The sequence below is a fragment of the Campylobacter sp. DY7 genome (assembly GCF_057802535.1).
In genome coordinates, this window is the sequence record NZ_JBYJAU010000001.1 from 87,481 (window position 1) to 113,594 (window position 26,114).

Consider the following 26,114-nt stretch of genomic DNA (forward strand, 5'->3'; position numbering starts at 1 on the left):
CGTATGAAATTAATTTTAGGTTATTAGATGAAGAAAAATTACAGAAAAAATGTAGCAGCTATTGTTTTGTCTCAAGAATACCCACTAAATTGTAAGATTTTAGTGGCTTTAAGACTAGATATTGATGTTTGGCAGTTTCCACAAGGCGGAATTGATGAAGGAGAAAGCCCAAAAGAAGCACTTCTAAGAGAATTAGAAGAAGAATTAGGGACTAAAGAATTTGAAGTAATTGCAGAATATCCTGAATGGTTAAGCTATGAATTTCCTAATGAGGCTGTTAAGAAAAAATATAATTTTGACGGACAAACTCAAAGGTATTTTTTAGTTAAAATAAGGGATAATAACTTGATTAATTTAAATACCAATGAGCCTGAGTTTAAAGAGCATCTTTTTGTTGATTATAAGGACTTAAATCCTTATATTAATCATTTTAAAAGACCACTTTATACTAAAGTTTTAAAGTATTTTCAAAAAGAAGGATTTATAGGATGTTAGTTGTTCAAAAATATGGAGGCACAAGCGTTGGCAACCTTGAACGCATAGAAAATGTTGCAAATAGGGTGATTAAGTCAAAAAAGACTTATAAAGATATAGTTGTGGTAGTTTCTGCTATGAGTGGAAGAACCAATCAATTAATTGAAAACGCTAATTTTTATTCAGAATTTCCGAATAAAAAAGAATTAGATATGTTGCTTTCTTGTGGGGAGCGTGAGACTGCAGCACTTTTAGCAATTTCTTTGATTTCTAAGGGTTATAATGCAATATCGCTAAGTGGTAAAGAAGCAGGACTTTTAACTACTGATGATTATACAAATGCAAAAATTATAGATATTGATTCAACTAGAATTAAAAAAGAATTAAGTGAAGGCAAAATCGTAGTGGTTGCAGGTTTTCAAGGATATGCAGCTAATGGCAATACAACTACTTTAGGTCGTGGTGGAAGTGATTTAAGTGCGGTTGCTTTTGCAGGTGCATTAAATGCTGATTTATGTGAGATTTACACAGATGTTGATGGAGTATATACAACTGATCCTAGAATTGAGCCTAAAGCTAAAAAACTTGACAAAGTTTCTTATGAAGAAATGTTAGAGCTTGCAAGTTTAGGAGCGAAAGTTCTTCAAAATAGAAGTGTTGAATTAGCAAAAAAATTAAATGTTAAATTAGTTACAAGAAGTAGCTTTAATGATAATAGTGGAACAATAATAACAAGCGAGGAAAAAATGGAACAAGCATTAGTAAGTGGAATAGCGTTAGATAAAAATCAAGCAAGAATTGTATTAAGAAGAATAGAAGATAAACCAGGAATTGCGGCAAGTATCTTTACAACTTTAGCGAAAAAAGACATAAATGTTGATATGATTATTCAAAATGTAGGTCATGATGGAACTACAAATCTAGGTTTTACCGTTCCACAAAATGAGCTAAAAAATGCTAGTGAAGCTATGAGAGAGCTTTTAGGTAGCGATGTTGTGATTGAAAGTGATAGTGATATTGTAAAGGTTTCTGTTGTTGGTGTTGGTATGAAAACTCATTCAGGCGTAGCAAGTGCAGCTTTTGAAGCATTAGCAAATGAAGGAATAAACATACAAATGATTTCAACAAGTGAGATTAAAATCTCTATGATAGTAAGCTCAAAATATGCTGAACTTGCTGTAAGAACTCTACATAAAGTTTATAAGCTGGATAATTAATGCAAGATTTTTTAGGCTTTGTAAAAGACTTTATTCAAAAAAAAGGCATTCAATATAGCTGGTTAGATAGCGAAAGGTTTAAAATAAGCCCTTTGCTATCTTCAAGGCTTAGCTCGTTATTAGATGGAAAAGCTTTTATTGTAGTTACTGATGATGAGAGAGCTTGGTTTGAAGATTATTTTTTAAGCTTAGTGAATGCTAAAAGTGCTAGACCATTATTACCATTTTTTAGTTTAAAAGGCTTTAAGCTTGATAATTATGAAAAAAATGAAGATTTATTAGATGATGTTTTAAGCCTTTCTTATCCTAATGGATATATTTATGTTTATTTTGGTAAGGATAATTCTAAAATGGCAAAACTTGCTAAAAACAAAAAAGATAGTTTATTATTCATCTTAGATGAAGAATACGATAATTCTTTTTGTTTAAAGTCTAGTGATGAGCATTTGGATATTAAACTAATTACGATAGCTCAATTAATTAATGCTTGTTTAGATGCAATAGTTTTTGCAAAGGTTAAGATTTGAGAAGCGAGATAATAATTACTCAAAATCCTGATGAATATATTAATGAGCTAAAGCAATCGGTACAAATTTGTAAAATTTATAAAGATGATGAATTTTTACTAGATGATGCAAAAAGCATTATGCAAAATGCTTATTTGATAGAAGAATACGATAAGTATTTTGTATTATATTATAAAGATTACAGCATTCAAGCTCAAAATTATATGTTAAAACTACTAGAAGAACCACCTGCTAAGGTTTATTTTAAAATCTTAGTAAGTTCAAAAAATATCTTATTACCCACTATCAAATCAAGATTAATTTCAAGAAAACTTGATAGCTATAAAAATGATTTTGAAATTAAAATTGATTTAAAAAATATGAATTATTTAGATATTGCAAATTACAATATAGATAAAGCAAATCTTAGCGATTTTATAAGTGCTCTAATAAAACAATGCTATAAAAACAATATCAAATTAAATAAAGATTTGTTAGAAGAATTTTATAAATGTTATGAATTATCAAAGGTTAATTCAAATCCAAAAATTATTACTTCAAGGTTATTATTAGGAATAATGCGTGAAAGAAGCTAGTTTTTATATACTAGATGAAAACTCAGCTAAAGAAATTAATTCAAGTGAGTTTGCACTAGATAGGTTTTTAAAAAGAGCAAATAAACACATAATTTATATTAAAAACATAAGCACAACTGCTGCAAATATTTTAAAGCAAGACGCAATAAGTGTTAATGCTGTGGTGCTAAATCATAAAAATACTATTTTGGGTGGAGATTTTAAATACGATAGTATTTTATTAGTTGATGAAATTAATGCAAAGGATTTATCAAATAAGCTTAAATTACAGCAATTTTCTTGCAAAAGACTTGCTAAATTTTTAGATGAATTAAAAATAAGCAAAAAATATCCAAAAATTATGGGTATTATGAATATAAATGATGATAGTTTTTATGAAAGCTCAAGAATTAGCGAAAAAATATTTTTGCAAAAAGTTTATGAATTTATTGAAAATAACGCAAGTATAATTGATATTGGAGCAATGAGTTCAAGACCTAATTCAAATTACTTAGGAGCCAAATTAGAGTTAAACAGATTAAAGCCTATTTTTAAGCTTATAAAAGAACATAAATTAAATGAAAAAATTGAGTTTAGTTTGGATAGTTTTGATGAGCAATGCCATAAAAATGCACTTGATTTAGGCTTTAAATATGTAAATGATATAAGTGCAAATACTAAATTATCAAAACTTGCATTAAGCTATGATGCAACATATATTCTAATGCATTCAAAGAACAATTATATTGATAATTATATAAATAAATCAGGTTTAAAAATTTGTAATTCCGATTCTAAATTCTTTATTTTAAATAGCGTTTATGAGTTCTTTTTAGAAAAATTAAGTGAGATTGAGAGTAAAGTTATGATTGATGTTGGAATTGGCTTTGGTAAAAGCGAATATGAAAACTTAGTTTTGATAAAGTATTTAAATCATTTTAAGACTTTAAATAAACCTATTTTATTAGCAGCTTCAAATAAAAAACTTTTTGGCACATATAAAGAGCCTTTAAGTCTTTTAGCACATGCAAACTCAAATGCTGATTATATTAGAGTGCATAATGTTGCCGAACAAAACGCAGTTATAAATTATCTTAAAAAAATGGATGAAATATGAAAGAATATTTAGAAAATATAAAATTAGCAAATACTTGGGCAAAAGCTTATTATTTAGGAGAAAACCCATTAGCAAGTGATGCAGAATATGATGAACTAATAAAAAAAATAAAAGAATACGAAAAGCAAAATCCAGATAAAATTGACGCTAATTCACCTACTCAAAGAGTATTTCCGATTAGTCAAATGCAAGTAAATGATGGCTTTAATAAATTAGCACATTTAAGCAAAATGTATTCTATGGAAGATGTATTTAATGAAGATGAATTAAAAGCTTGGATCAAAAGAGCAAAAGCTGAAAATGAAGAGTTTTTTATAGAGCCAAAATTTGATGGTGCAAGTTTAAATCTAATCTATGAAGATGGTAAATTAATTCACGCTATTACTCGTGGAGATGGGCAAATTGGTGATGATATAACTCAAAATGCTTTAGTAATTAACTCAATTCCAAAAACAATTTCTTATAAAGAACTAATTGAAATAAGGGGAGAAATCGTTATATTAAAAGATGATTTTGACAAATTAAACGAGATTAAACTAGCAAATAATGAAAGCTTGTTTTCTAATCCTAGAAATGCTGCAAGTGGTTCGCTAAGATTAAAAGAGCCAAGTGAAGTTGCTAAGAGAAATCTTCAATTTTATCCACATGGAATTGGTAAAAACTCATTAACATACAAAACTCATAGCGAAGCAATGGAATTTGTAAGAAATCTAGGCTTTTTAAAAGACGATTTTTGTAAAGTTGTAAGGGCAAGTTCTTTACAAAGTGAATACGAAAAATTACAAAGCGATAGAGCAAATAAAAAAATGATGTTAGATGGCTTTGTTTTAAGGATAAATGATTTAAGCAAATGTACTGAATACACTGCTAAATTCCCAAAATATATGGCAGCTTATAAGTTTGAACCATTAGAACAAATCACAAAATTAATTGATGTTACTTATCAAGTAGGAAGAACCGGAGTGATTACTCCTGTTGGCACACTTGAGCCTGTAAATATTGATGGAGCGATAGTAAAATCAGTTACCTTGCATAATTACGATGAAATTACTAGATTAAATCTTTTAATTAATGATAGCGTTAGTATTATTAGAAGTGGCGATGTTATTCCAAAATTAACTCGTGTTTATAAAGAAAGAAGAAACGGAAGTGAAATTGAGATAAAAAAGCCTATAAATTGTCCATCTTGTAATGAAAAACTACTAGATGACGGAGCTTTAATTAAATGTATTAATCTTAATTGTAAGGCAAAAATGCTAAATCAATTAATATATTTTGCAAGTAAAAAATGCTTAAATATTGAAGGATTAGGCGATAAAATCATTGAACTTTTATTTAATTTAGGCAAAATCAGCACATTTGAATGTATTTATGAGCTAAAATATGAAGATTTTGAAGGTCTTGAAGGCTTTGCCAACAAAAAGATTTCAAATATTTTAACTTCAATTGAAAACTCAAAAGATTGTGAATTAAGTAGCTTTATAAATGCTTTAGGAATTGATAATATAGGAGAAGTTGCAGCTAGTAAAATAGCTAGTGAATTTGCTTATGAATGGTATTTAAAAGATGAGGCAGAGTTTTTAAAACTTGATGGATTTGGCGAAGAAATGGCTAAATCACTTGCTAGGTTTTGTAGTGTTAATAAGGATTTGATTGTAAGATTTTATGAGATTTTAAGGCTTAAAAATACTAATATTAAATCAAGTGATAAATTTGCAAATACAACATTCGTAATCACAGGAACACTGAGTAACGCAAGAGAATATTACGAAAAAATAATAAAAGAAAACGGCGGAAAAGTAAGCTCAAGTGTTAGTAAAAAAACAAGCTATCTTTTATGTGGAAGTGATGCAGGAAGTAAGCTAAATAAAGCACTTGAATTAGGCGTAAAAGTAATTAATGAAGATGAGTTTAATAGTTTATGAGAGCTGATTTATTTGTTGCAAACGAGCTTAATATTAGCAGAAACAAAGCTAGTGAGCTTTTATTAGAAGGTAAAGTTTTAATAGATGATGAGATAAAAAAACCAAGTGCTAATATTAGCGAGAATGCAAAATGCACTTTACTTAGTGATGTTTATGTAAGTAGGGCTGCATATAAATTAAAGGGATTTTTGCAAGAATTTGAATTAGGAATTTGTGGTGAAGATTGCTTAGATGTAGGTTCAAGCACAGGAGGATTTACTCAAGTTTTATTAGAAAATAACGCTAGAAGTGTTACTTGCGTTGATGTTGGTAGCAATCAATTGCATGAGAGTTTAAGGCAAGATTTAAGAGTAAAAGTATATGAAAACACTGATATAAGAGATTTTAATCACGAAAGCTTTAGAATAGTTGTTTGCGATGTTAGTTTTATATCAATTAATCTAATAATTAATGATTTAATAAGACTTAGTAGTGAGTATTTAATACTTTTATTTAAGCCACAATTTGAAGTAGGCAAGGCTGCAAAACGAAGTAAAACTGGCGTAGTAAAAGATGAAAAGGCTATTAACAAGGCTTGTTTAGAGTTTGAAACTAATTTAGCAAGACTTGGCTTAAGATTGCTTAAAAAAGCTAAATCAAACTTAAGTGGAAAAGATGGAAATTATGAATATTTTTACGCTTATACAAAATAAGATTTTAAAAACTACAAAAGAAGATTTAAGCTCGGTTACAAGTCTTGCGATAGGTTGTTTTGATGCACTTCATTTAGGACATTTTGAGCTTATAAAAAGACTTGATGAAAACGGGGCTTTGCTTATAATTTATAAAAAAACTAAAGAAATAGTTCCTATTTTTTATAAACAAGAACTATTAAATTGCAAGGTATTTTTTGTAAATCTTGATGAGATAAAAGAAGAAAGTGCGTATAATTTTACACAAAATATTATGTATAATTTTACACAACTTAAGTATTTTGTAGCAGGATATGATTTTCATTTTGGCAAAAATAGAGCAGCGCATGCAAAAGAACTAAAGAGCTTTTCAGGGCTTGATTGTATTGTTGTAGATGAATATAAAATTAATGGTGTTAGCGTTCATTCGAGCTTAATTAGAGAATGCCTATTAAATGCTAATTTAAAAGATGTGAAAACTTATCTAGGAAGAAACTACCATATAAAAGGCAAACAAATCAAAGGTCAAGGCTTAGGGACTAAATTTTTCGTGCCAACTATCAATGTAGATTATGAGAATTATTTTTTACCAAAAGCTGGGGTTTATTATGCAAAAGTATTTTTAGATGAAAATAAATACTTTGCAGCTGTATTTTTAGGCAAACGCTCAACCGATGAAAAAGAGGCTTTGGAAGTTCATATTTTAAATAATTCAAATTCCTATTTCAAATTCCAGCAAATTAAAATAGAATTTTTAGAGTTTTTTAGAGAAAATAAAAAGTTTGATGATTTTAATAGCTTAAAGGCTCAAATTGATTTGGATATTAAAACATTAAGCTTAAAGGCAAAAAATGAGAGATGAAGTTTTTAATGATAATTTAGTTAAACAATTTGAATTTGATGAAAAAGTTGTAAGGGTTTTTGATGATATGGTTACTCGCAGTGTGCCGTATTATTTGCAAAATCAAGAATTAATTTTTAGTATTTTGAGTGCAATTTTGCCAAAGAATGCAAAGGTTTTAGATTTAGGATGTTCTACTGCAAATACTCTTTTAGCGCTTTCTAAAAGAGATGATTTAGAATTATTTGGGCTTGATAATTCAGATGAGATGTTAAAAAGAGCAAAAATTAAAGCCGATGATTTAGGCGTAAAAATTAATTTTTATAATCAAAATATAGAAGATATTTTAAGCCTTAATGAGAGTTTTGATGCGATAATTTGCTCTTATACTCTTCATTTTATAAGACCTCTTTTAAGACAAGAATTGCTAAATAAAATCTATAAAAAGCTTAATAAAAACGGAGTTTTTATATTATGCGAAAAGCTTTTATATGATAATAAAGTCTTACAAAAAAACATAATAGATATTTACGAAAATTATAAAGAAAATCAAGGATATTCAAGATATGAAATAGCTCAAAAAAGAGCAGCATTAGAAAATGTTTTGATACCTTTTACTTACGATGAGAATGTAAATATTTTAAAAAATGCTAATTTTAAGCAAATTGATTGCTTTTTTAGGTGGGCGAATTTTTGCTCTTTTATTGCTTTTAAGGAATAATGTTACTAAATGTAACAAATTTAATGCAAATATTTAATTTTTTCCTTGACATAAAAAATATTTTTTGCTTTAATCAAAAAATATTTTAAAAAAAGGATTATAAATGATGATGCAGATGCGATAGCGTCTGGCTTAAAAAACTTTCTTTTTTAGCTAGACGCAAATAATTTCATACCAAAAGCAAGCAAGCTAAAAAAGAAAGATAAAACATTTTTGCTTCTTTAACTTAAAAATCAAAAATTTTTATTTTTCTTTAAAATTAAATTTTAAGGAAAGTTATGATTGAGATAAAAAATCTTAAGAAATATTATGGTAATACTTGTGTTATAAATGATGTTAGCCTTACAATTAATCAAGGCGAAATCTACGCAATTGTAGGACAAAGTGGAGCAGGCAAAAGCACACTTTTAAGATGTATAAATGCACTTGAAAGTTATCAAGCAGGCTCGCTAAAAGTTTATGGAAACGAAATAAAAGACCTTAAAGAAAAAGAGTTAAGAGAATTAAGAAGTGAAGTTGGAATGATATTTCAGCATTTTGCTTTAATGGGAAGAAAAACAGCTTATGAAAATATAGCAATGCCTTTAATCTTACATAAAAAGGACAATATTGATAAAAGGGTTAAAGAATTGCTTGATTTAGTAGGCTTAAGTGATAAGGCTAATTCATATCCAAGCAATCTTAGTGGTGGTCAAAAGCAACGCATTGCAATAGCAAGAGCACTTGCACTTAATCCTAAGATTTTATTAAGTGATGAGGCAACAAGTGCGCTTGATCCTGCTACAACTAATCAAATCTTAGATTTATTAAAACAAATTAATAAAGATTTAGGAATTAGTGTTGTTTTAGTAACTCATGAAATGGACGCAGTAAAAAGAGTAGCAGATAAAGCGTGTTTATTAAGTGGTGGAGAAATTATTGGAAATGGTGAAATTAGCGAAATATTCTTAAAGCCTAGTAAGAAAATGAGAGAGTTTTTAGATGAGGCTGATTGTGTGCCTGAAAGTGGCCTTAATATTAGGCTAATTTTTCCTAAAGAAGTGGCTCAAGATGGAGTAATTTCTAAAATGGCTAGAGAACTTGATATTGATTTTTCAATAGTTTGGGGAAAGATAGAAAAATTAAACGATATTGCATTAGGCTCTTTAATTATTAATATTAATCCAAATGATAAGCAAAGAGTATGCGAATATATTAATAAAAGCGGTGTTTTATGGGAGGAAGTATGAATTATTTTGATAATTTTTTAAAACATTTTGACAAGATTTTATATCCTGCTTTAAAAGAGACTTTATATATGAGTATAAGTGCAACCATTGTTGGTTTTGTTTTAGGGCTTATTTTAGGGATTTTTCTTTTTGTCAGCAAAAAGGGTGGTTTATATGAAAATCTTACATTTTATAGAGTGCTTGATTTTTTAGTAAATATTTTCCGTTCTTTTCCGTTTTTAGTACTAATAATTGCTCTAATTCCTTTTACAAAGCTTTTAATTGGAAAAAGCATAGGAACAACAGCTGCTATTGTGCCACTTACAATAGGAATTGCTCCATTTATTGCAAAATTAGTTCAAAACGCTTTAAATGAAGTTGATTACGGGATAATTGAAGCTGCTAAAAGCTATGGGGCTAGTAGGGTGCAAATTATTTTTAAAGTTGTTTTATATGAAGCATTACCAGCTTTAATAAACGCTGCAACGCTTACCTTAATAGTTGTGATTGGTTATAGTGCAATGGCAGGCATTGTTGGCGGTGGCGGACTTGGAGATGTTGCCAATCGCTATGGTTATCAAAGATTTAAAACAGATATTATGATAGAAACGGTTATAGTGTTGATTGTCCTAGTTCAAATAGTTCAGATTTGGGGCGATTTAGTAGAAAAGGCTTTAAGAAAAGGTAAGGATAAATATCTTTATATTTCAATATTAGCTTTAATTTTATTGTTTGTTTATTCAGGTAATTTTATTTAAGGAGAAAAAATGAAAAAGTTGTTTAGTTTAGCTGCTTGTGTGGCTTTAGGTGCAAATTTATTTGCTGATGTTATTAGTGTTGGTGCAACACCTGTGCCGCATGCAGAGATTTTAGAAGAAGTTGCAAAGATTGTAAAAGAAAAAGGTCATGAGTTAAAAATCGTTGAGTTTAACGACTATGTATTGCCTAATCTTGCCGTAGATGATGATGAATTAGATGCGAACTTTTTTCAGCATAAACCATATTTAGATGAGTTTAATAAACAAAAAGGAACAAAATTAAGTGCAGTTGCGCCTGTTCATCTTGAGCCTATGGGAGCATATTCTAAAAAGATAAAAGATATTAAGGATTTAAGTGATAAGGCATTAATTTATATTCCAAACGATCCTACAAACGAAAGTAGAGCGCTTGATATATTAGAGCAAGCTGGTTTAATTGAACTTGATAAAAATGTTGAGCTAAAAACTCCACTTGATGTTGTAAAAAATCCTAAAAATCTTGAGATAAAAGAGCTTGAAGCTGCACAATTACCAAGAGTTTTAGATGAATGTGATTTAGCTGTAATTAACTCAAATTACGCATTAGCAGCAAAACTAAATCCTACAAAAGATGCAGTAATTATTGAGAGCAAAGATAGTCCTTATACTAATAATCTAGTTGTAAAAACTAGCAATATTGATAGTGAAAAGACTAAAGTTTTGGTTGAGTCTATAAACGATGCAAGAATTAAGACTTTTATAGAAGAAAAGTATAAGGGCGAAATAATCCCTAGTTTTTAAGGAGAAAAAATGAAAAAATTAGCTTTAAGTTTAGCGTTTTGTTTATATGCAAGTGCGCAAGTTTTAAGAGTAGGAATTACTCCTTATCCAAATGCAACTATTTTAGAAAATGTTAAAGATGATTTAAAAGAATTAGGTTATGAGTTAAAAATCGTTGAATTTAATGATTATATTCTGCCAAATCTTGCATTAAATGATGGCGAATTAGATGCTAATATGTATCAACATAAGCCTTTTTTAGAAGACTTTAACGAAAGTAAAGGCACTGATTTAGTAGCAGTTGCAAATGTATTTTTGCCTCCAATGGCAGCATATTCAAAAAAGATTAAGGATTTAAAAGAGCTAAAAAATGGCGCCTTAGTTTATATTCCAAATGACCCTACGAATGAAAGTAGGGCTTTAGATATTCTTGAAGCAGCTGGACTTATTAAGACAAATAAAGAAGTAAAGTTTAGAAGTGTTATTGATATTACTGAAAATCCTTTAAATCTTGATATAAAAGAGCTTGAAGCTGCACAAGTGCCAAGGGTTTTAGATGAATGTGATTTAGCTGTGATTAATACAAATTACGCATTAGCTGCAAAACTAAATCCTACAAAGGATTCTATTTATTTAGAAGATTTAAATAGCCCTTATGTAAATGTTATTGCAGTTAAAAAAGGCAATGAAAATAACGAAGGAGTAAAAGCTTTAATTAAAGTTATAAAAACTCCAAAAATTAAAAACTTACTTGAAGAGCAATTTAAAGGTGCTATAATCCCTGCATTTTAATTGAATGGAATTTGCAAAAGCAAATTCCTATTTCAAATTCTTTAATTTAAAGGGTATGTATTGAGATTTATTTTACTTATTTTATTTTCTCTTAGCATTTTTGCTAAAGAAATCACTTTTAAAGATGTAGTTGGTAATGAAATTACCTTAAATACTCCGGTTAAAAAAATTGCTTTAGGATTTTATTATACTGATTATTTAGCAGTTGGTGGTGTGAAGGCTTTTGATAAAGTAGTTGGATTTTCTAAGGCTGTTTGGAGCGAGTGGAGTCCGATTTCTTGGCAAATGTATTTAAATGCAATGCCTAACTTAGATAAGATAACTGATTTTGGAGAAGCTGAAGCTGGGACTTTATCGGTTGAAAAGATTTTAGCGCTTGAGCCTGATGTTTTAGTGTTAGCAAAATGGCAATACGATACTTTAAAAGATACTCTAAATCCTATAAAAATCGCAAATATTCCTATCATTGTGGTAGATTATCACGAAGGAAAACTTGAAAATCACGAGATTAGCACGAAGATTTTTGGTATTTTATCAGGTGAAGAAAAAAGAGCTTTAGAAATTATGAATGATTATAAAAAGCGCTTAGAATTAATTCAAACAAGAACAAAAGATATCAAAAATAAAGCTAAAGTATATATTGAATACGGAATAAATGGACCTGCTGATAATGGAGTTACATATTCACATTATATGTGGGGAGCATTGATTGATAAGGCAAACGCTAAAAGCGTAGCTGATGGGCTTATTAAGACTTGGGGCGCAATTAATCCTGAAGAAGTATTGTTGCAAGATCCTGATATTATAATAATTGCAGGTCGTGAAAGTGAGCTTAAGAAAAATAAAACTTCTATGGTAATGGGAAATGAAATTACTTATGAAGAGGCAAATACTAGATTAAGAGGTTTTGCTGCAAGAACTACTTGGCAAGATTTAAATGCAGTTAAAAATAAAAGAATTTTCGGTGGTTATCATAGTATGCTAAGAACTCTAAGCGATATTTTTATGCTTGAATTTATTGCAAAAGCAGCTTATCCTGAATTATTCAGTGATATTAATCCAAGTGATGATTATATAAATTATCATAAAAAATACTTACCTATTATTCCTGATGGAACATTTATGTTAAAGCTTGATGATGAGAAATTTTAACGAAGAAATTCTTGCATACAAGCTAATAATTAAAAAGAGATTAAGCTTTTTATTAATCTCTTTTATTTTATGTATATTATTTTTTATTATAGATATTTCCACAGGTCCTGCTCAGCTTGATTTAATCGTAGTTTGTAAAGCTTTATTATCAAAAATATTTGATATTGATATTCAAAAAATCCATGTTAATATTGTTTATAATTTAAGATTACCTATGGCTTTAATGGCTGTTGTAGTTGGTGCTGCACTAGGTCTTGGTGGAGCATTAATGCAAACTATTTTAAATAATCCTTTAGCAAGTCCTTATACCTTAGGGCTTAGTGCTGCTGCTGGTTTTGGAGCGTCTTTAATGATTGCTTTTAATGTAAGTATTATTAGCTCGTTTTTTAGCATTCCATTAGGTGCATTTTTAGCAAGTTTATTAAGCTCAAGTGTATTATTTATGTTTGCTAAAAACAATAATTATAACACCCAAAGCCTTGTATTAGTTGGAATAGCTTTATTGTTCTTATTTCAATCTTTTTTATCTTTAGTTCAGTATTTATCAAGCCCTGAAGTATCACAACAGATTTTGTTTTGGTTATTTGGTAGTTTATCAAAAGCAACTTATTTAAATATTTTAATAGTATTTGCTGTAACTATATTTGTTTATTTATTTTTATTAAAGGATAATTGGGCTTTAAGCGTATTTAGATTAGGCGAAAAGAATGCTAAGGTTTTAGGTGTTAATTTAGTCTATCTTAGAATAAAGGTATTGTTTTGCGTTTGTTTGGTTAGCTCGGTTGCAATATCTTTTGTAGGAGTTATTGGCTTTATTGGACTTGTTGCACCACACATTGCAAGAATAATAATAGGAGAAGATCAAAGATTTTTCCTACCTGCATCTATGATAATAGGAGCTTTATTTTTAAGTCTTGCTTCAAGTGTATCAAAAATAATAGTCCCAGGAGCATTGTTTCCGATAGGTATAGTAACTTCTTTTATAGGAGTTCCGTTTTTCTTCTTTATAATCTTAAGGAATAAAAATGCTTAAAATAAATAACCTAAGTGTTAAAAAAGGAAATAAGCTTATTTTAAATGATATTAATTTGGAATTTAAATCAGGAAAAATATATGCAATTTTAGGAGCAAATGGGGTTGGAAAAAGCACTTTGCTTGATAGCATATTTGAACTAGATAATAAATTTGATATGACTTATAAAGATATTAATTCAAAAGATATTAAAGCTTGGCAAAGCAATATCGGCTATATGCTTCAAAGCTTTCATACTCATACAAATCTTAGTGCTTTAGAAGTCGTTTTATTAGGTGCTTATAATGATTTAGGTTTAAAAATAAGCGATGAGATTTTAGCTAAAGCTACTAAGATTTTAGAGCAGTTTAAAATCTCTCATCTAGCTAATTTAAACATAAAAGAACTTTCAGGTGGACAAAGGCAAATGATTGCTTTTGCACAAGTTTTACTTAAAAATCCAAAGATTTTATTACTTGATGAGCCTGTAAGTGCGCTAGATTTAAAACATCAATGTATTTTATTAGAAGCTTTAAGAAAAATAACTTTAGAAAATAATTTAATAAGCATAGTTGTTTTACATGATTTAAATTTAGCAAGTTTGTTTTGTGATGAAGCAGTGTTTTTACATAATCAAAAAGTATATAAAAAAGGCAAGATTGATGAAATTATAAATCTTGATTTAATTAAAGAAATTTATGAAGTAAAAGCGAGCATTAATAAAATAGATGATAAAACTTTTATTCAGGTATTAGGCTCATTAAACAAGGAAAAATATGAAGAAAATATATAATATTTTAGTTGATAAGATTGTAGATGATTACGGCTATTTTATAATACTTTTAGCACTTATTTTACATTTATCGTTTATAGGAATTTTTTATTTTATAGGCATTACTGAGCTATTTGTAATAAATATTTTTTCAACCCTAACTTATGCTTTTTTAGCTACTACCTTTCAAAGTCATAAGTCTGATTTTTATTATTCAATAGCTTATTTAGAAATTTTATTACATCAATTAGCAGGTATTTATTATACCGGTGCTTCTAGTGGGTTTGACTTATTGTTGTGCTGTTTAATGTTAGCTCAGTTTTTATTTTTTAAAAAAAGCACTTGCATTATTTCTACTTTAGTTATTATTACGATAATTTATATTAGTTATTTTGATGCAAATTCGCTTATTTTACATAGTGAAAAATTATTTAATAACGATATTTATAAAAACTCTAATGTTATTTTATACCCTATTAATATAGGTATTTTATTTACATTCTTAATAGGTTATGGTTTGTTAGTAACGGTAATTCCTAGTAAAAAAATTAATGATTTAAAGAAACTAATTTATAAAGACTTTTTAACAGGTCTTAATAATAGAAAATATATTGAAGATGTAATATTACCTAAATATAATCAAGAAAATATTTTAGTAGCAATTGCGGATATTGATAATTTTAAGCATATTAACGACACTTACGGACATCAAACCGGTGATATTGTTTTAAAAATGTTAGCGATTGTGTTAATTAATAAAAATAAAAAATATGCTAAATATAATGTTGATATTTGTAGATGGGGTGGGGAAGAATTTTTAATTATTGCTGATATTAACGATACTGATATTGCTAATATGTTTTTAAATGAAATAAGAGAAGATATTTTTAGATTAAAAATAAGTGATTTACATGAAACAATAAGCGTTACGATAGGAGCTAGCATATCTAGTTTTAATCCGAAAGAATATAAGCAAATGTTTGAAATAGCTGATAAAAACTTATATGTAGGTAAAAATACAGGTAAAAATAAATGCGTGATTACAAAGGCTTAAACTAAATTCTTAGCTTTTGCTAATCTTAAAGCTTTTGTAAATTCATGTAATTCATTAATATTACCTATGCTAATTCTATTTAATAATGGGAAATTGTCTATATTTCTTCCTACTATTATTCCTTGCTCTTTCATATAATTTGCATAATTAATATCTTTGATTTTATGTAATATAAAATTAGCTTGTGATTTATAATAAAATATATCAAGCTCTTTAAAAACTTCTTCTAAATATTTTTTATTTTCATTAATTATATTTCTAGTAGTATTTGCAAAATCTTTTTGTTTTAATGCATAAATAGCACAATTTAGAGCAATAGAATTAATCGCATCTATACTAAAATAAGGCTTAATAATATTTATAAAATCACTATGCGATATTCCATATCCTATTCTAATTCCTGCTAAAGAATACATTTTAGAAAAAGTTCTAATATGTAAAATATTTGTATTTTTAGCTAATTCTAAGCCTTCATAATCATTAGCAAATTCAAAATAAGCTTCATCAAATAGCATATAAGTATTATCTTTGCAAATTGAGTTTAAGTATTCTAGTTTTTCTTTATTTAAGGTTAAACCTGTTGGATTATTAGGATTTGCAATATATATAACATTAGTTTTATTTGAATCCAAATTAACTTTGCTAATTCCTATTTCAAATTCTTCATAAAATGTATCAATGCTATAACCTATATTTCTTGCATATTCTATTGTAAGCTCAAAAGTTGGAAGTGGAGCTATTAGTTTAATATTTGCATTAGCTTTTTTATAAAGAGCTAAAAGGCTCATATAAATAACATTACTAGAGCCATTACCTAAAACAAAATTATCATTATTTAAATTATAAAAACTTGCTAATTCATCAAGTAATTTATAATTTTTATCAAACGAATATCTATTAAAATCAATTTTATTTACAATGTCTTTTATATCTAAGATATTGCAAGTATTTTCGTTTTTGCTTAAATCAATCATATATTTTTAAATAGATTTTCAAGATTTGCTTTAGCTTCAACTGAGCTTATATGATTTTCTGCTTCAGTGCCAACTTCAATTAATTCAATACTAAGACCTGTTAGCATATTGCAAAGTCTAATATTTATACCTTGTTTTCCTATTGCTTTGCTTTTTTGATCGTGATTAATTACAACTTTTGCTACATCATTATCAATTGTAACTGAGTTTATAATAGCAGGAGCTAAAGCACGAGAAACCACAATAGCTTGTTCGTTAGAGTATTCTATACAATCTATATTTTCTCCATTTAATTCTTTGCTAATTGCATTAATTCTAACGCCCTTTGTTCCAACACTTGCACCTACTGCATCTATATTTATAGAATTTGCTCTCAATAAAACCTTTGCTCTTTCACCTGGAATTCTAGCGCTATTTATAATTTCAATAGCCCCATCTTTAATCTCAGGCACTTCAAGGGTTAAAAGTGCATTTAAAAATTTTGGAGATGTTCTTGAAATTTCTACTTTAAGACCTAATTTTTTATCAACGCTAACTTTTTTAATAACAGCTTTTAAAACATCGCCTACTTTAAATTTTTCACCTTTTATACGATTTTTTCTAGGTAAAACTGCTCTAATTTCATCAAATTCTATGAAAGTATTTTCTTCATGGTCAATAAATACAACCGTTCCAAAGATTAGTTTATCAATCATACTTTGATATTTTTCAAATAATTTTTCTTCAACAAGTCTTTGAACATTATATTCAAGCTCTTTGTAAAGCCAATTGATTGCAGTTCTATCAAGGTTAGCAAAAGATATTTCATATTTTAGAGTATCTCCGATTTCTACTTCGCTTGATTCTAGTTTTGCTTTACTTAAACTTATATATTTACTATCATCGTTTGCTAATTCATCTTTATCAGCAACTACTAAAAGATTTTGATAAACACAAAGTGTTTTTTTAACATCTACGCTAAATTCTTTATCATCACCAAAAATTCTTTTTGCAGTGTTAGTTATAGCCTTTACAACTTTGTCGCTAACTTCTTCTATTGGCAATGATTTTTCATTCGCTATTGATTCTATTATATCTACTATTCTTTCCAAGATTTTACCTTTAATTGAAGTTTGAAGATTATTATAATACAAAAAATAACTTTTAATAAGTTTAATGAAAGAACTTTTTGTTATGATTTATTTTTTTAATTTAAAAAAGGATATGAAATGAAATTTAAATTAGCAAAACAAACTTTAAATTCAAAACCAAAAGAAATTAGTGTTGAAGAAGTTATTAAAACACTTGAAGAAAAAAAAGTAATATTTTTAGATCATTCAAATTCAAGCGAAGATATTACTAAATTAGTAGAAAAATTAAATAATTATAAAGTTTATGTAAATACTGTTAAATATGGTCTTGTAGAAGATGAATTTATTTACGAGGTACATATACTTTGAGTAAAAAATTATATATAGAAACTCTTGGCTGTGCAATGAACGTTCGTGATAGCGAGCGTATGATTGCAGAGCTTACTACTAAAGAAGGTTATGAAGTTACTACGAATAAAGCTGAAGCTGATTTAATTTTAATAAACACTTGCAGTGTTCGTGAAAAGCCGGTTCATAAATTATTTAGCGAAGTAGGGGGCTTTTTAAAAGAGAAAAAAGAAGGTGCAAAAATAGGCGTTTGTGGTTGCACGGCTTCGCATTTAGGTAGCGAAATATTTAAGCGCGCTCCACAAGTTGATTTTGTGTTAGGTGCAAGAAATATAAGCCGTATAACAGAAGCGATTAAAACTCCTAAATTTATAAGTAATGATATAAATTATGATGAGAGTGATTATGCTTTTGCTGATTTTAGAAATAGTATTTATAAAAGCTATGTAAATATTATGATAGGTTGTGATAAGCATTGTGCTTATTGTATAGTTCCACATACTAGAGGAGATGAGCTTAGTATTCCTAAAAATATTATTTTAAATGAAGTAAAAAAAGCAGTAGATAATGGTGCTAAAGAAGTATTTTTGCTAGGTCAAAATGTAAATAATTATGGTAAAAGATTTTCAAGCAATCATTCTAAAATGGATTTTTCAGACCTTTTAAACGAGATTAGCGAAGTTAATGGTTTAGAAAGAATTAGATTTACTAGCCCACATCCATTGCATATGGATGATAAATTTTTAGACACTTTTGCAAACAATCCTAAAGTGTGTAAAAGTATGCATATGCCGCTTCAAAGTGGAAGCACAACAATACTTAAAGCAATGAAGCGTGGATATACTAGAGAATGGTTTTTAAATAGAGCATTAAGATTAAGAGAATTAGTTCCAAATGCTAGTATTTCAACAGATATTATCGTAGCATTTCCAGGTGAGAACGATGAAGACTTTGAACTTACACTTGATATGATGAGACAGGTTAGGTTTGAGCAAATATTTTCTTTTAAATATTCAAAAAGACCATTAACACCGGCTGCAACTATGCCAAATCAAGTGCCAGTTGATATTGCAAGTGCAAGGCTTACTAGATTACAAAGTTTGTATAATGAAATTTTAGATGAGATTAGTGCTGCTCAACTTAATAAAACTTATAAAGTTTATTTTGAAGAATTAAGAGAAAATCAAACAATAGCAGGAAGAAGCGATAATAATTTCTTAGTAGTTGTAAATGGTAGTGAAGAATTGTTAGGAAAAATGGTTGATGTAAAAATCACCAAAACTTCTAGGACAACCCTTTATGGCGAAATTTAAAATTAAGCTTTTGGCTTTTTTTATATATTTAGTTTTAAATTTAATTTATTTTACTTGTAAGAAAAAATTTTATGGTGAAAAAACCTTGCCAAAAGAGCCTTGTGTAGTGCTTTTTTGGCATGGAAAACTTACCATGATGGCATTTATCTTTGCTTATATTAAAAAAAATGGCTATACAAAAACTCCTTATGTATTAATTAGCAAACATAAAGATGGAGAGCTAATTTCTAGTGTTATGGAGTTTTTTGGCATTAAATCCGTTCGTGGAAGCACTTATGATTCAGCCTTAGAAGCCTTAAGGCAAATTAAAACCTTATTAAAAGAAGGTCATGATGTATTTATAACCCCAGATGGCCCTAGAGGACCTTATCATAGTATTTCGGTAGGCTCTTATAAAATAGCTAGTAAATATAACATTCCTACCATTATTTTTGATAATGCTGCAAGTAGGGTTTATAGAGCTAAGAGTTGGGATAAGATGATATTAGCAAAGCCATTTTCAACCATGGCTTATATTATTTCAAAACCTATTAATTTAAGCGTTGAAAATCCTGAAGATGAATTAAGTAAAAATTTTGCTATATTAGAAGAAAAATTACAGCAAGAAGGATATTATGTTTAGCATTAGAAAATATCTATCAAGTGTATTTATAAATGTAGTTTTAAAAGATAAAGCCTTTGTGATTGAATCGTATTCGGTTAAGAAGGAAAAAATCATAAAAACTCAGCAAAGAACTTTCAGTGATGAAGAAAAGCAAAAAGCATTAAAATATATAAAAGATTTAATAGATAATCATTATTTTACTTATGTGTCTTTATTATTTACTAGTATTGGACAAGGAATGATTCCTACTATAAATAAAAATGAACTACAAAGATACGGAGTAGATGATAGTGCTATAACTTTAAAAACTTTTGATAATTCATTTTTATATGCTTCAAAAGTTGAGCTTGAAAATTCAAATGTAATTATTGATAATTTACATGTTGATTTAATATTTTCTCCATTTGTAATATTGAGTAAATTGATAAAAGATAAAAGAGCTGATGGTTTTGTTTATGAAGGAATAAATTTATTTGTTTTAAAATACAACGAATTTATAACTTTAATGATTTATGAAAATAATAAGTTTAAGTTTGGAAGTTATTTTGAACTTAAGATAAATAAAGAAAATGAAGAAGAAGAAAATATTGAGCTAGAAGAAGAATTAGAAATAGAAAACGATGATGATGCTTTAGAAGAGCTTGATTTTGATGAACTTGATAACATAAAGCTTGATGATGATTTTAATTTAGATGAGAATTTGAATACGGAAGTTAATGATGAAAGTTTAAATACTTTTAGTCTTGATATGCAGATATTTGAATACATAAATAGCGCTATTAAAGAGTTTTATGACAATGAAGTTTATGAGAGCGATTTTATAAATAATATTATTATGTTTGAGCATGAGAAAAGCTCAAAAGCTATGCATTCATATATAGAAAGTGAATTATTGTTAAAACCTATTGTTTATAAGATAGATGTATTTAAAGAAATGCTTAAATTAAGTTGCTTAGATTTAGGAGTGAAAATTGACTTATAGTTTTAAAAAAGCCGAATTAAAACCTATATTAAATAAATTTAACAAATTATGTTTTTATTTTTTAATATTCATAATTGTTGTTATTTTATTTTTTGCTGTTTATATAAAAATAAAGCAAGGCTTAGCATATAATGAAGCTGAAGAAGCTAGAATTAATAGTGAAAAAACAATAGAATTAATGCTAAAGCATAAAAACGAACTAGCTTTAAATAAAGAATATATAGCTTTAGTTGATGATATAAGTGCTTCAAATATTAATCTTAAAAAAAGTATAAAAAATCTATTTGATTTAGTTCCTGATAGCATTGTTTTAAATGAAGTTTTGATGGAGCAAAAAAGTTTATTAATTAAGGGAATTACACCTACTAAAGAAATTTATAATAATCTTTTGCAAACTCCATTACAAAGTATTTTTGAAACTACAAAAACAAATTTTATTCAACTAAAATCAGGTTGGTATAATTTTGTAAGCATAAATACTATTGAAAATTCAGAGGGTTTTAATGAATAAAGATAATAGCACAAATAAAATTGATATAGTAAAATTGTTATTATGGCTTAGTGTATTTTTAATAGCTATTTTTAGCCTTAGTGCTTTATTAATAATTCCTAGTGTAAATAAATTAAAAATCGCAAATGAAGTTCTAAGCTCTTCTAATTCTAAACTAAGCCAAAATAAGGGTAAATTAGATAATATAGATAGACAATTAAATGAATATTTAGCAGAAAATAAAACTAATTTAGACAAAATTCATAATGATTTTGATATTGAGAAATTTAAAAATCATTGCAAAACTTTTTTTGATGATGTAAAGCTTGATAAAAATGTAGATTTTAATGAAGAATATGTAAGTTATCAATTATTTGTAAGCACAAAGATTACAAGTCCAGCGATTTTTTATAATTTCATAGATTCATTAGAAAACTATCCTAATATTTTAAGAGTTCATTTTCCTATAATTTTAAAATCTGAAAAAGATTTGATAAAAGCTCAATTTAATTTACAAGTTTATAAAAGATAAGCCCAAATAAATGGGCTTAATATTATTTATGAAGTTCGTTAGCGTAGAATTTAACTGAATTAAAGCCTTCTTTTAAAGCCCATTCATAAGCTTTACTTACGAAATCCCAGTTAATATGCTTATAAAACTCTTCTAAATAAGCAGCTCTTGCGTTTCTGTGGTCAATATAATAAGCGTGTTCCCAAACATCAACTACTAATAATGGAACTTTATTTTCAGTAATAGGAGTTTGAGCATTGCTAGTTTTTACTAATTCTAATTTTTTAGTATCAAGATTTAGCACAAGCCAAAACCAACCACTACCAAATAAAGCAGTAGCACCTTTAACAAACTCATCTTTAAAATTACTACAGGTATTAAAGTTTTCTTCAATAGCTTTTTGTAATTCTTCGCTCATTTTGCTTTCTACTGGACTTATGCAATCAAAATAAAAATCGTGATTATATACTTGAGCAGCATTGTTAAAAATACCATCTTTAGAACTTAGAATAATTTCAACTAAATCTTTTTTCTCATAATCAGTTCCTGTGATTAGATTATTTAGATTATTTACATAAGTTTGATGGTGTTTGCCATAGTGAAAATTAAAAGTTTCTTCACTCAAAAATCCAGAAAATGCATTTGTTGCATAATTTAATGTTCTTAGTTTAAACATTTCTATCTCCTTAAATTAATTTGCATAGATAATATAACATAAAAAGATAATATTTATCCTATTTTATTTTCAAATTCCTATTTCAAATTCTTTTACTTTTTTATATTTAATAGTAAATATTAAAATTACAATCATTTTAAGCTAAAATTTATTTAGAATTTCTATAATAATCACTATCAAATTAAAATTAAAGGATACACTATGAAATTAAGTAAAATCGCATTCGCAAGTTTATTTGTTGCAAGCACAGCATTTGCTCATCAATTTTTTCCTATGAAAACAGATAATGGCTATAAAGTAGGCTTTTGGGCTGATGATCACTGGGGTCAATATCAAAGCGATAGAGTATTTGGAATTAGTGCTTATGATGCAAATGGCAAGAGATTAAAAGCTGGATATGATTATTTAAATAATAAGATTTTTATAGAAGGAAATCCATCAGTTGCTACTATGAATTATGATTTTGGTTATTATACTTTTACAAAAGATGGCAAGCATTATGCTTTTGCTAGAAATGAAATTACAGATGTTACTGGAGCAAACGAAGTAACCCAAACTAGAAAAATCTATAAACTAGGTAAAAGTATTTATGAATGGAATGAAGCTTCTAGCAAGGCTCTTGGCTTAAAATTTGAAATTGTTCCTTTAGAAAATCCACTAGTAAAAAAGGTTGGAGATAAACTAAAAGTTTTAGTTTTACTTGATGGCAAACCTGTTAGTGGTGTAGAATTTGAAGATCAAAATGATGATATTGATGGTGTAGTAACCGATAAAAATGGTCAAGCTACATTAACTCTTACAAAACCACAAGATGGACTTCAAATAATTGCAGCGGGAATTAAAATACCATATAACCTTGATAGATACGGCGATACATTACAACTTACTGCAACTCTTAGCTTTAAATCTAAGTAATTTGTAAAGTTAGTTAAACCTTTTGCCTTAAAATAGATTAAAAATATTTTAAGGCAAGGAATGAAACTAAAAATTTTATTAATTATTTTAATACTTTCATCTCTTTTATTTGTATATAAGGATATTATAAATAATCATAAAGAAGTTAATACTTTTGAACTATCTTATATTGATTTGGATATGATTAAGGACTTAAAGGCTTATACTTTAGTTAATTTTTGTAGTAGCAATAATTCTATATGCAATAAATTTCAACCAACTTTAAAAATTTTATTTAATGAATTAAGTGGAAATGATATTAAAATTTTTAATATTAATATCTTTGAAAATACAGAATTATTAAATAATTTTCCTATTAATTTAATACCTATTCAGTTCTTTTTTACAAAAGATGGCAAAAGCTACAAGCCTAGCGAGGCTTTAGGTTTAGATTTTCAAAATACTATTATGAATGAGAAGGAATTTTACTATCACATAGGCGTTTTAAGCAAAGAAGAGATAATAAAAATCCTTAATGAAATGCAATTAAATCAACTCTAATTGATTTAATGCGTTTTCTACAATATCACCTATCGGAGCATCTATACTTATATTTATAACAAGCTCTTCATCTTTAGGAAATTCTAGTGTTGCAAATTGTGAATCAATCATATTTTCTTTCATATAATGACCACTTCTTTTACTCATTCTTTGCATGATTAAATCTTTATCACCATATAAATGTATAAAAATGATTTTGCCTGATTTTCTTATTTCATCTCTATATTTTTTCTTAAGAGCTGAGCATGCAATAACGCATGAGCGTTCTCTTCTTGAAATTGAGAAAAACACATCAGAAATTCTTTCAAGCCAAGGCTTTCTATCTTCATCATTTAAAGGTGTTCCGCTTTGCATTTTTTCTATATTTGCTCTTGGGTGTAAATCATCTCCATCTATAAAACTAGCTCCTAAATTATTAGCAAGCATAGCTCCTACCGTGCTTTTACCACAGCCACAAACACCCATTACTACAATGTTATAATGTTTCATTTTAATCCTTTGTTAAAAATCTTGCTATTTTTAACTTATTTTTCTTAATATTACATAAATTTCTAAAAAGGAGAAGTAATGGAGCTTAGTGCCTCTTATTTATTATGTGTCGCTGCTATTGCAGTTGTTTTATTACTATTTATGATTATGAAGCTAAAAATTCATGCTTTTATATCATTAATAATCGTAAGTTTTTTAACTGCTCTTGCAGCTAATACTCCACTAGATAAGATTTTAGGAGTAATGTTAGGTGGTTTTGGTTCAACTTTAGCAAGTGTTGCTTTATTAGTTGGTGTTGGTGCAATGATAGGCAAAATATTAGAAGTATCAGGTGGAGCTCAAGTTTTAGCAGATACTTTGATTGAATATTTTGGCATAAATAAAGCTCCTTTTGCTTTAGGTTTAGCGTCATTAATATTTGCATTTCCTATATTTTTTGATGCTGGTCTTATTGTAATGCTACCTGTTATTTTAAGTGTTGCTCATAAGCTAAAAGGCTCAATTTTAACCTATGCACTTCCTTCTGTTGGTGCGTTTTCTGTAATGCACGTATTTTTACCACCACACCCTGGACCTGTTGCTGCGGCTGCAACTATTGATGCGAATGTTGGTTGGGTATTAATATTAGGTCTTGTAATAGGTCTGCCTACATGGTATTTTAGTTCTTATTTATTTGGACTTTATTCAGGTAAGAAAATGTATTTTAAAGCACCTGACTTATTTGAAGATGAAAAAATTGAAATCAAGAAAAAGCCTAAGTTCTTAACCGTTTTAATGATTTTATTAACTCCTGTTGTTTTAATTTTCATTAGTGCAATAATCTCATCTATGCAAAAACTTGATGTGCTTTCAAAAAGCAGCGTTTTATTTAATTCTTTAAATCTTTTAGGGCAAACTCCTATTGCTTTAATGATTACTTTAATAATTTGTATTATTACATTTTATAATACTTTAGGTGCAAAAAATATTGAAAAATACTGCGAAAAATCACTTCCTGCAATTTGCTCTGTTGTTTTAGTTACAGGAGCAGGTGGAATGTTTGGTGGGGTTTTAAGAGCTAGTGGTATAGGTGATGCTTTAGCTGGAACTTTAGCTAATTTAGGTGTTCCGGTAATTTTAGCAGGATTTATAATAGCTGCTGCAATTAGAATAGCTCAAGGCTCAGCAACCGTTGCACTAACAACTGCAGCAGGTTTAATGGCACCTGTAATTGCTTCTTATACAGGCTTAGAAGAATTTGATAAAGTTGCAATTGTTTTAGCTATTGCTTGCGGTAGTGTAGTTTGCTCTCACTTTAATGATTCAGGTTTTTGGCTTGTTAAAGGATTGTTTGGACTTGATGAAAAAACAACTCTTAAAACATGGACTATGCTAGAAACTTTAATCGGAGTTATAGGTTTTATCTTTATTCTAATTATTCTAGCTATTTATAAATTTATTTTCTAATTTCAAATTCCTATTTCAAATTCTTTTTGAAATAGGGATATTTTATTCTTTTTCATATTATTTCTTAAAATTTTCTTATGGGGGGGGGTATGCCCTATAAAATAGATAAATTTTAATTATTCCATTAATTAAATTTAAGCAAAATTATTTATAATATCTATTAACTTAAAAAATTAAGTTTTAATTAAATTTAAGGAGAAAA

Annotated in this window: 30 protein-coding genes and 1 pseudogene; 27 read left to right on the plus strand and 4 right to left on the minus strand. The window is 27.8% G+C overall.

Going from position 1 to position 26,114, the window contains the following annotated elements; all coding sequences use genetic code 11:
• The first annotated feature begins 27 nt into the window (after positions 1-27).
• From AC1B00_RS00410 to AC1B00_RS00495, 18 genes and pseudogenes are all read left to right on the plus strand, one after another.
• Positions 28-495: an RNA pyrophosphohydrolase gene (locus tag AC1B00_RS00410; protein WP_239818505.1), complete on the plus strand. Its 468-nt coding sequence runs from the start codon at positions 28-30 to the stop codon at positions 493-495.
• On the plus strand, positions 489-1,691 hold the full coding sequence (locus AC1B00_RS00415; protein ID WP_239818506.1) for an aspartate kinase: 1,203 nt from the start codon (positions 489-491) through the stop codon (positions 1,689-1,691). Before AC1B00_RS00410 ends, AC1B00_RS00415 begins: the two co-directional genes overlap by 7 nt.
• A complete protein-coding gene (locus tag AC1B00_RS00420; RefSeq protein ID WP_336611143.1) occupies positions 1,691-2,218 on the plus strand; it encodes a HobA family DNA replication regulator in 528 nt (175 codons plus the stop codon). The genes AC1B00_RS00415 and AC1B00_RS00420 overlap by 1 nt, the downstream gene beginning before the upstream one ends.
• Complete coding sequence (locus tag AC1B00_RS00425) at positions 2,215-2,793, plus strand: DNA polymerase III subunit delta' (protein ID WP_488847607.1); 579 nt, start codon at positions 2,215-2,217, stop codon at positions 2,791-2,793. The genes AC1B00_RS00420 and AC1B00_RS00425 overlap by 4 nt, the downstream gene beginning before the upstream one ends.
• The gene (gene folP, locus AC1B00_RS00430; RefSeq protein ID WP_488847608.1) at positions 2,780-3,889 is read left to right on the plus strand and encodes a dihydropteroate synthase; all 1,110 of its coding nucleotides are present in this window, start codon (positions 2,780-2,782) and stop codon (positions 3,887-3,889) included. Before AC1B00_RS00425 ends, folP begins: the two co-directional genes overlap by 14 nt.
• Positions 3,886-5,814: an NAD-dependent DNA ligase LigA gene (gene ligA / locus AC1B00_RS00435; RefSeq protein ID WP_336611140.1), complete on the plus strand. Its 1,929-nt coding sequence runs from the start codon at positions 3,886-3,888 to the stop codon at positions 5,812-5,814. Before folP ends, ligA begins: the two co-directional genes overlap by 4 nt.
• Complete coding sequence (gene tlyA, locus AC1B00_RS00440; protein WP_488847609.1) at positions 5,811-6,506, plus strand: 23S rRNA (cytidine-2'-O)-methyltransferase TlyA; 696 nt, start codon at positions 5,811-5,813, stop codon at positions 6,504-6,506. The genes ligA and tlyA overlap by 4 nt, the downstream gene beginning before the upstream one ends.
• Positions 6,478-7,347 (plus strand): bifunctional riboflavin kinase/FAD synthetase, encoded by an 870-nt coding sequence (locus AC1B00_RS00445; RefSeq protein ID WP_488847611.1) that lies wholly within the window; start codon positions 6,478-6,480, stop codon positions 7,345-7,347. Before tlyA ends, AC1B00_RS00445 begins: the two co-directional genes overlap by 29 nt.
• The gene (cmoA, locus tag AC1B00_RS00450) at positions 7,337-8,047 is read left to right on the plus strand and encodes a carboxy-S-adenosyl-L-methionine synthase CmoA (RefSeq protein ID WP_488847612.1); all 711 of its coding nucleotides are present in this window, start codon (positions 7,337-7,339) and stop codon (positions 8,045-8,047) included. The genes AC1B00_RS00445 and cmoA overlap by 11 nt, the downstream gene beginning before the upstream one ends.
• Before the next feature lie 278 nt (positions 8,048-8,325).
• Positions 8,326-8,850 (plus strand): annotated as a pseudogene (locus AC1B00_RS00455) (methionine ABC transporter ATP-binding protein); the annotation flags it as partial.
• Positions 8,851-9,012: 162 nt separating this feature from the next.
• The gene (locus tag AC1B00_RS00460) at positions 9,013-9,276 is read left to right on the plus strand and encodes an NIL domain-containing protein (RefSeq protein WP_488847768.1); all 264 of its coding nucleotides are present in this window, start codon (positions 9,013-9,015) and stop codon (positions 9,274-9,276) included.
• Positions 9,273-10,013, plus strand: coding sequence for a methionine ABC transporter permease (locus AC1B00_RS00465; RefSeq protein ID WP_239818515.1), 741 nt, complete (start codon positions 9,273-9,275; stop codon positions 10,011-10,013). Before AC1B00_RS00460 ends, AC1B00_RS00465 begins: the two co-directional genes overlap by 4 nt.
• 9 nt (positions 10,014-10,022) lie before the next feature.
• On the plus strand, positions 10,023-10,793 hold the full coding sequence (locus AC1B00_RS00470) for a MetQ/NlpA family ABC transporter substrate-binding protein (RefSeq protein WP_336611135.1): 771 nt from the start codon (positions 10,023-10,025) through the stop codon (positions 10,791-10,793).
• A gap of 9 nt (positions 10,794-10,802) precedes the next feature.
• Positions 10,803-11,564 (plus strand): MetQ/NlpA family ABC transporter substrate-binding protein, encoded by a 762-nt coding sequence (locus AC1B00_RS00475; RefSeq protein WP_239818517.1) that lies wholly within the window; start codon positions 10,803-10,805, stop codon positions 11,562-11,564.
• A 60-nt stretch (positions 11,565-11,624) separates the two neighbouring features.
• On the plus strand, positions 11,625-12,716 hold the full coding sequence (locus tag AC1B00_RS00480) for an ABC transporter substrate-binding protein (RefSeq protein WP_488847613.1): 1,092 nt from the start codon (positions 11,625-11,627) through the stop codon (positions 12,714-12,716).
• Positions 12,703-13,749 carry a FecCD family ABC transporter permease gene (locus AC1B00_RS00485; RefSeq protein ID WP_336611132.1) on the plus strand — a complete coding sequence of 349 codons (1,047 nt, stop codon included), beginning with the start codon at positions 12,703-12,705 and terminating at the stop codon, positions 13,747-13,749. Before AC1B00_RS00480 ends, AC1B00_RS00485 begins: the two co-directional genes overlap by 14 nt.
• Positions 13,742-14,521 carry an ABC transporter ATP-binding protein gene (locus AC1B00_RS00490; RefSeq protein WP_488847615.1) on the plus strand — a complete coding sequence of 260 codons (780 nt, stop codon included), beginning with the start codon at positions 13,742-13,744 and terminating at the stop codon, positions 14,519-14,521. Before AC1B00_RS00485 ends, AC1B00_RS00490 begins: the two co-directional genes overlap by 8 nt.
• A complete protein-coding gene (locus AC1B00_RS00495) occupies positions 14,505-15,554 on the plus strand; it encodes a GGDEF domain-containing protein (RefSeq protein ID WP_488847616.1) in 1,050 nt (349 codons plus the stop codon). The genes AC1B00_RS00490 and AC1B00_RS00495 overlap by 17 nt, the downstream gene beginning before the upstream one ends.
• On the opposite strand, the gene AC1B00_RS00500 is transcribed toward AC1B00_RS00495, so the two are convergent.
• Both AC1B00_RS00500 and nusA read right to left on the minus strand, forming a co-directional pair.
• Positions 15,551-16,528: a pyridoxal phosphate-dependent aminotransferase gene (locus AC1B00_RS00500; RefSeq protein ID WP_488847617.1), complete on the minus strand. Its 978-nt coding sequence runs from the start codon at positions 16,526-16,528 to the stop codon at positions 15,551-15,553. The genes AC1B00_RS00495 and AC1B00_RS00500 overlap by 4 nt on opposite strands.
• Positions 16,525-17,619, minus strand: coding sequence for a transcription termination factor NusA (gene nusA, locus AC1B00_RS00505; RefSeq protein ID WP_239816751.1), 1,095 nt, complete (start codon positions 17,617-17,619; stop codon positions 16,525-16,527). The genes AC1B00_RS00500 and nusA overlap by 4 nt, the downstream gene beginning before the upstream one ends.
• 117 nt (positions 17,620-17,736) lie before the next feature.
• On the opposite strand from nusA, the gene AC1B00_RS00510 reads away from it, so the two are divergent.
• Genes AC1B00_RS00510 through AC1B00_RS00535 form a run of 6 tightly spaced genes read left to right on the plus strand, consistent with a single transcriptional unit; the run spans position 17,737 to position 21,867 of the window.
• A complete protein-coding gene (locus AC1B00_RS00510) occupies positions 17,737-17,967 on the plus strand; it encodes an HP0268 family nuclease (RefSeq protein ID WP_239816752.1) in 231 nt (76 codons plus the stop codon).
• Positions 17,964-19,259, plus strand: a complete 1,296-nt coding sequence (gene miaB, locus AC1B00_RS00515; RefSeq protein ID WP_488847619.1) for a tRNA (N6-isopentenyl adenosine(37)-C2)-methylthiotransferase MiaB — start codon at positions 17,964-17,966, stop codon at positions 19,257-19,259. The genes AC1B00_RS00510 and miaB overlap by 4 nt, the downstream gene beginning before the upstream one ends.
• The gene (locus tag AC1B00_RS00520; RefSeq protein ID WP_488847620.1) at positions 19,246-19,881 is read left to right on the plus strand and encodes a lysophospholipid acyltransferase family protein; all 636 of its coding nucleotides are present in this window, start codon (positions 19,246-19,248) and stop codon (positions 19,879-19,881) included. The genes miaB and AC1B00_RS00520 overlap by 14 nt, the downstream gene beginning before the upstream one ends.
• Positions 19,874-20,845, plus strand: a complete 972-nt coding sequence (locus tag AC1B00_RS00525) for a hypothetical protein (protein WP_336611126.1) — start codon at positions 19,874-19,876, stop codon at positions 20,843-20,845. Before AC1B00_RS00520 ends, AC1B00_RS00525 begins: the two co-directional genes overlap by 8 nt.
• Positions 20,835-21,356 carry a hypothetical protein gene (locus AC1B00_RS00530; protein ID WP_239816755.1) on the plus strand — a complete coding sequence of 174 codons (522 nt, stop codon included), beginning with the start codon at positions 20,835-20,837 and terminating at the stop codon, positions 21,354-21,356. Before AC1B00_RS00525 ends, AC1B00_RS00530 begins: the two co-directional genes overlap by 11 nt.
• Complete coding sequence (locus AC1B00_RS00535) at positions 21,349-21,867, plus strand: hypothetical protein (RefSeq protein WP_239816756.1); 519 nt, start codon at positions 21,349-21,351, stop codon at positions 21,865-21,867. Before AC1B00_RS00530 ends, AC1B00_RS00535 begins: the two co-directional genes overlap by 8 nt.
• Positions 21,868-21,889: 22 nt before the next feature.
• On the opposite strand, the gene AC1B00_RS00540 is transcribed toward AC1B00_RS00535, so the two are convergent.
• Positions 21,890-22,522 carry a superoxide dismutase gene (locus tag AC1B00_RS00540; protein WP_488847622.1) on the minus strand — a complete coding sequence of 211 codons (633 nt, stop codon included), beginning with the start codon at positions 22,520-22,522 and terminating at the stop codon, positions 21,890-21,892.
• A gap of 201 nt (positions 22,523-22,723) precedes the next feature.
• Here AC1B00_RS00540 and AC1B00_RS00545 point away from each other — a divergent pair, with 201 nt between their 5' ends.
• Both AC1B00_RS00545 and AC1B00_RS00550 read left to right on the plus strand, forming a co-directional pair.
• Positions 22,724-23,437: a DUF4198 domain-containing protein gene (locus tag AC1B00_RS00545; protein WP_488847623.1), complete on the plus strand. Its 714-nt coding sequence runs from the start codon at positions 22,724-22,726 to the stop codon at positions 23,435-23,437.
• Positions 23,438-23,497: 60 nt separating this feature from the next.
• On the plus strand, positions 23,498-23,977 hold the full coding sequence (locus AC1B00_RS00550) for a thioredoxin domain-containing protein (RefSeq protein WP_239816759.1): 480 nt from the start codon (positions 23,498-23,500) through the stop codon (positions 23,975-23,977).
• Here the strand turns inward: AC1B00_RS00550 and AC1B00_RS00555 are convergent.
• A complete protein-coding gene (locus tag AC1B00_RS00555) occupies positions 23,963-24,466 on the minus strand; it encodes a gluconokinase (RefSeq protein ID WP_239816760.1) in 504 nt (167 codons plus the stop codon). The genes AC1B00_RS00550 and AC1B00_RS00555 overlap by 15 nt on opposite strands.
• A 78-nt stretch (positions 24,467-24,544) precedes the next feature.
• Here AC1B00_RS00555 and AC1B00_RS00560 point away from each other — a divergent pair, with 78 nt between their 5' ends.
• A complete protein-coding gene (locus AC1B00_RS00560) occupies positions 24,545-25,912 on the plus strand; it encodes a GntP family permease (RefSeq protein WP_336611124.1) in 1,368 nt (455 codons plus the stop codon).
• Positions 25,913-26,114 lie beyond the last annotated feature (202 nt).

Coding starts and splice junctions, on each gene's coding strand:
- AC1B00_RS00540 (WP_488847622.1), bottom strand. CDS start 22,522: ATGTTTAAACTAAGAACATTAAATTATGCAACAAATGCATTTTCTGGA.
- AC1B00_RS00470 (WP_336611135.1), top strand. CDS start 10,023: ATGAAAAAGTTGTTTAGTTTAGCTGCTTGTGTGGCTTTAGGTGCAAAT.
- AC1B00_RS00445 (WP_488847611.1), top strand. CDS start 6,478: ATGAATATTTTTACGCTTATACAAAATAAGATTTTAAAAACTACAAAA.
- AC1B00_RS00460 (WP_488847768.1), top strand. CDS start 9,013: ATGAGAGAGTTTTTAGATGAGGCTGATTGTGTGCCTGAAAGTGGCCTT.
- AC1B00_RS00500 (WP_488847617.1), bottom strand. CDS start 16,528: ATGATTGATTTAAGCAAAAACGAAAATACTTGCAATATCTTAGATATA.
- cmoA (WP_488847612.1), top strand. CDS start 7,337: ATGAGAGATGAAGTTTTTAATGATAATTTAGTTAAACAATTTGAATTT.
- AC1B00_RS00485 (WP_336611132.1), top strand. CDS start 12,703: ATGAGAAATTTTAACGAAGAAATTCTTGCATACAAGCTAATAATTAAA.
- AC1B00_RS00415 (WP_239818506.1), top strand. CDS start 489: ATGTTAGTTGTTCAAAAATATGGAGGCACAAGCGTTGGCAACCTTGAA.
- AC1B00_RS00555 (WP_239816760.1), bottom strand. CDS start 24,466: ATGAAACATTATAACATTGTAGTAATGGGTGTTTGTGGCTGTGGTAAA.
- AC1B00_RS00520 (WP_488847620.1), top strand. CDS start 19,246: ATGGCGAAATTTAAAATTAAGCTTTTGGCTTTTTTTATATATTTAGTT.
- AC1B00_RS00465 (WP_239818515.1), top strand. CDS start 9,273: ATGAATTATTTTGATAATTTTTTAAAACATTTTGACAAGATTTTATAT.
- AC1B00_RS00495 (WP_488847616.1), top strand. CDS start 14,505: ATGAAGAAAATATATAATATTTTAGTTGATAAGATTGTAGATGATTAC.
- tlyA (WP_488847609.1), top strand. CDS start 5,811: ATGAGAGCTGATTTATTTGTTGCAAACGAGCTTAATATTAGCAGAAAC.
- AC1B00_RS00420 (WP_336611143.1), top strand. CDS start 1,691: ATGCAAGATTTTTTAGGCTTTGTAAAAGACTTTATTCAAAAAAAAGGC.
- AC1B00_RS00550 (WP_239816759.1), top strand. CDS start 23,498: ATGAAACTAAAAATTTTATTAATTATTTTAATACTTTCATCTCTTTTA.
- ligA (WP_336611140.1), top strand. CDS start 3,886: ATGAAAGAATATTTAGAAAATATAAAATTAGCAAATACTTGGGCAAAA.
- AC1B00_RS00475 (WP_239818517.1), top strand. CDS start 10,803: ATGAAAAAATTAGCTTTAAGTTTAGCGTTTTGTTTATATGCAAGTGCG.
- AC1B00_RS00490 (WP_488847615.1), top strand. CDS start 13,742: ATGCTTAAAATAAATAACCTAAGTGTTAAAAAAGGAAATAAGCTTATT.
- AC1B00_RS00525 (WP_336611126.1), top strand. CDS start 19,874: ATGTTTAGCATTAGAAAATATCTATCAAGTGTATTTATAAATGTAGTT.
- AC1B00_RS00510 (WP_239816752.1), top strand. CDS start 17,737: ATGAAATTTAAATTAGCAAAACAAACTTTAAATTCAAAACCAAAAGAA.
- AC1B00_RS00545 (WP_488847623.1), top strand. CDS start 22,724: ATGAAATTAAGTAAAATCGCATTCGCAAGTTTATTTGTTGCAAGCACA.
- AC1B00_RS00410 (WP_239818505.1), top strand. CDS start 28: ATGAAGAAAAATTACAGAAAAAATGTAGCAGCTATTGTTTTGTCTCAA.
- AC1B00_RS00560 (WP_336611124.1), top strand. CDS start 24,545: ATGGAGCTTAGTGCCTCTTATTTATTATGTGTCGCTGCTATTGCAGTT.
- AC1B00_RS00535 (WP_239816756.1), top strand. CDS start 21,349: ATGAATAAAGATAATAGCACAAATAAAATTGATATAGTAAAATTGTTA.